Below are 2682 nucleotides of genomic sequence, written 5' to 3' on the forward strand. Positions count from 1 at the left end.
CCCGGATTCATCTGGAGGGAACGGACAGGTCGGCCCCGTTTTTAACCGGGGTCGCCAACACGCCCTATATCATTCTCAATGCCGTTGACGGTACGGTTCTCAAAGCGGTCAAAACCACGGACAGGTCCTGGCCTGTCCTGCTCACCGAGGGTATTTACAGCATCCACCTGCTTTTTGGCGTGAACATATATCTGCGCCTGTCTGTCTTCATGGCGGCCGTTGCCTGCCTGATTGCCGTAGGGTGCGGGATCATACTCCACCTTGAAAAACAGGTTAGGAAATTTAAGGGCCACCCCCCTTTTTATCACTGGCTGGAAAAATTTTCCCTGGCGTTCATGATCGGTGTGATCCCGGCCACAGGCCTGCTGTTTAACCTGCAATGGCTGCTGCCCTTTGACCTGAAGGACCGGCTTGTCTGGCACCAGGGACTGTTTTTCGACCTGTGGGCCGCCACCCTTTTCTGGTCCTTTTACAAGGTTGATACCCGTGGCACGGCACAACAGTTTCTGGGACTGGGGGGCGTGCTCTTTTTGCTGGCCCCGGTACTTCACCTGCTGAAAACCGGTATCAGCCCCTTAACATTATTCCAAAACCATATGACCCATATTTTGTGGGTGGATGCAGGCCTGGTGTTTTTGGGCCTGGTCTTAACAGCCGCAGCCGTTAAAGGAGGAGGCAGCAGATGTCTGAAAAAATAGGTATAGGTTTTATTCTGTCACTGGCCCTGATTTTTTGCGCACTTTCCTGTGCCTTTGCACATTCCCTTATTTTAGGGGTTTACGGCAATGATGACGGCACCATTACCGTGGAAGGCAAATATGACACCGGTGCCACCGCCCAAGGGGCCCAGGTGCGCCTGGAATCCCTGAACGCCGGCACGGTGCTGTTCAAACAGCGCCTTGGCCTGGCAAGCGAGTTGACCGTAAAAATACCCGAAGAACCCTATCGCATTCTTCTGGATGGCGGACCGGGCCATGTGGCGGTGAAAGCGGGTATTGCCCCCAAAAACGGGTTTTCGGTCCAGCCCAATCCGCCCGAACAAAAAGCAAAAAACGCTGACAGACATGGAACCCCGGGCTTAAGCCGGGCATACTTTGTCACATTGGGACTTGTCTTTTGCTTTCTGTTTTTGACCCTTTTTATCTGCAGGCAGAACACAAATAAAATTATCAAAACCATTCAGGGTCATTCACTCAAACGTTAATTGAAGAACCGGAAACAAGAAAGGCGCAATAAGATCATTACAACGGACAGGGAAGGCCCGGTCATTTTAAAGCTTGCCGGCCCCATGGTGTTCAGCATGCTGGGCCTGATGATATTCAATCTTGTGGACACTTTTTTTGTGGGCCGGCTGGGGGGCGTTGAGCTTGCTGCCGTCTCCTTTACCTTTCCGGTTGTCATGGTGCTTGGCAGCATCGCCCACGGCCTGAATTCAGGGATCACGGCATCGGTGTCCCGGGCTGTGGGCAAAGGGGACCTGCAGCAAACCGCGGCCCTGGTGACCCGCGGGCTTATACTTGCCCTGATGATGGTAGCGGTTTTTGCAGGCATTGGCCTTGGCACCATGGAGATGGTGTTTACCTGGCTGGGGGCGGATGACGCTACCCTGCCCGTGATTAAAGCCTACATGCGCATATGGTATCCGGGGGCGGTGTTCTTTGTTGTGCCGGCAGCGGCCCATGCCGCCCTTTTCGGGCTGGGGGATACCCGGACACCGTCAGCCATCACCCTTGTCACAGCCCTGCTCAATGCCGTACTTGACCCGTTCCTGATTTTCGGCATCGGGCCGTTTCCTGCATTGGGTGTGAGCGGGGCAGCCGTTGCCACGGTGATTGCCAGAGGCGCAGGCTTTGTTTACCTGCTTGGCCTGCCGGCCATTAAAAAAAATGTATTCACCGTCGGGCAGCACCACCCGGACCCCATTTACAAGGACTGGGCCAGGATTTTACAGGTGGGCGGCCCCGGTATCGCCATTAAATTGACAGCCTCCGGGTTTTCAGGCATGATCACCAGAATGGTGGCCGACTTTGGCAGCAGCGCTGTGGCAGGATTCGGCATTGCCCTTCGCCTGGAAATGCTTTTTATCGTCCCCATCACCGCAGTTGTGCAGGCGATGCCGGTGTTTATCGGACAGAATCTGGGGGCCGGGGAAAAAACGCGCATGCAAAGGGGGGTATCCTTTGCCAGCCGCTTTTTTCTCGTCTGCGGCGCGGTGGTTTATCTCTTTGTCTTAACCGTGGCAGGTCCTGCAGCGCGCCTGATAAACCCGGCCCCCGACATTGTGCAGGTAACTGTTTTGTATATGACCGTGGCGCCCCTGGCCTATGGCTTCTATGCAATGATGCAGATGGCGGTGTCCCTTTTAAATGTTTTAAAAAGACCCATGCTTTCCACAGGCATTGTTCTGGCCCAGATTTTTGCCGTGTTCCTGCCCCTGGCCCTTTGGGGAGGCCGCTGTTTCGGTTTGGCCGGGATCTTTGGCGCCCTTGCCGTTTCCTGGGCCATCACAGGATTTTTCGGTGCCTGGCTGACCCGGGCGGGCATCACTTGACAACAAACACCTGCGGCACAGATGGCCGGCAATGGAATTTTAAGTATTCCCATTGCAGAGCAGATTTTTTACAAGGATCCTGTCTGGGCTGCACCCCTATTATGGCGCAGTGAATTCAGAAACGTCTTACC

The 2682-nt window shown here is 54.6% G+C and carries 3 protein-coding genes; all 3 read left to right on the plus strand.

What is annotated here, in order from left to right; genetic code table 11:
• On the plus strand, window positions 1–698 hold a 698-nt coding region (locus AB7U36_RS22040), incomplete at its 5' end, for a hypothetical protein (RefSeq protein WP_428161749.1).
• Complete coding sequence (locus AB7U36_RS22045; protein ID WP_428161750.1) at window positions 683–1204, plus strand: hypothetical protein; 522 nt, start codon at window positions 683–685, stop codon at window positions 1202–1204. The genes AB7U36_RS22040 and AB7U36_RS22045, both read left to right, overlap by 16 nt.
• A complete protein-coding gene (locus AB7U36_RS22050) occupies window positions 1205–2551 on the plus strand; it encodes an MATE family efflux transporter (protein ID WP_428161751.1) in 1347 nt (448 codons plus the stop codon).
• Window positions 2552–2682 lie beyond the last annotated feature (131 nt).

Source organism: Desulfobacter sp. (assembly GCF_050177295.1).